The sequence below is a fragment of the Streptomyces sp. NPDC001393 genome (assembly GCF_053597455.1).
Genome location: NZ_JBSFIH010000163.1, coordinates 1 through 1,306, shown reverse-complemented (window position 1 = coordinate 1,306; position 1,306 = coordinate 1). Strand labels below are relative to the sequence as shown.

General features: G+C 66.5%; 1 protein-coding gene. It reads left to right on the top strand.

The annotated features are described in order from the left end of the window. Positions 1–157 precede the first annotated feature (157 nt). Positions 158–1,306 (top strand): IS1634 family transposase (locus ACWC2T_RS46070; RefSeq protein ID WP_450676250.1); only part of this gene is annotated, 1,149 nt, incomplete at its 3' end.

Here is a 1,306-nt window from a genome sequence, read left to right as displayed (position 1 = left end):
CCTGCGTTCCGCGCAATTCAGGGGTTCTGGAGTCCCTTGCGAGGTGAAGGTGCAGGTCAGCGGGCTGGAGTCTGGTGACACGGCCGGATTCGCCTAGAGACGCGATTTTCCGGCTTCACCTGCGTTGAACTGGTCTTGTTCCGTATGGTCTGGAGTCGTGTACGTGAAGACGACGAAGCGGGAGAACAAGTCCGGCACGGTCCGGTACCTGCACCTGGCTCACAACGAGTGGGATCCGGCGAAGGGCCGGGCGGTCCCGAAGGTGCTGTTCTCGTTCGGCCGTGAGGACGACCTCGACCGGGACGCGGTGAAGCGCCTGGTCGCGTCTCTATCGCGGCTGCTGGAACCGGGCGAGGCACTGGCGTCGACCGCGGCGGGTGACCTGGAGTTCGTCTCCTCGGTCCCGTTCGGCGGCACCTACGTCCTCGATCATCTGTGGCGTCGACTGAAGATCGACGAGATTGTCGGGCAGGTCGGGCAGCCCAAGCGGGGCCGACGCCGGGACATGTCGATGACCGAGCGGGTGCTGTTCTCCATGGTCGCGAACCGGGCCCTGGCCCCGTCGTCGAAGCTGGCCGCCGCGGACTGGGTCACGCACGACGTGCACGTCGACGGCCTGCCGGCCACCGACGACGACGCCTGCTACCGGGCGATGGACTGGCTCCACGAAGTCCAGGACGACCTGGAGAAACGGGTGTTCGACGAGGTCGCGAACCTTCTCAACCTCGAGGTCGATCTGCTGTTCTTCGACACCACCAGCACCTACTTCGAACTGGAGGAGGCCGACGAGCTCGTCGCCCGCGACGACAAGGGCCGCCTCCTGCCCGCCGCAGACGACACTCCCGCCGACGCGGACGACAGCGGCGACGCCCCGGACCAGGCCGGGTACCGGACCTTCGGCAAGTCGAAGGACTCCCGCGACGACCTGCCGCAGATCGTGATCGGAATGGCCGTCACCAGAGACGGCATCCCGGTTCGCGTCTGGTCCTGGCCCGGCAACACCGGTGATCAGAAGCTGATCCGGCAGGTCAAGGACGACATGCGGGACTGGACCCTGAGCAAGATCGTGTGGGTCACCGACCGGGGATTCTCCAGCGAACGCAACCGCCGCTACCTCCGCCAGGGCGAGAACGCCTTCGTCGGCGAGAAACTCCGCTCAAGCAGCCCGCAGGTAAAGGCCGCCCTGTCCCGCCAGGGCCGCTACGGCGAGATCGCCCACAACATGCGGGTCAAGGAGGTCCGGATCTCCGACACCGAACGGTTCGTGATCTGCCACAACCCCGAAGCCGCCACCCGTGACCAGCAC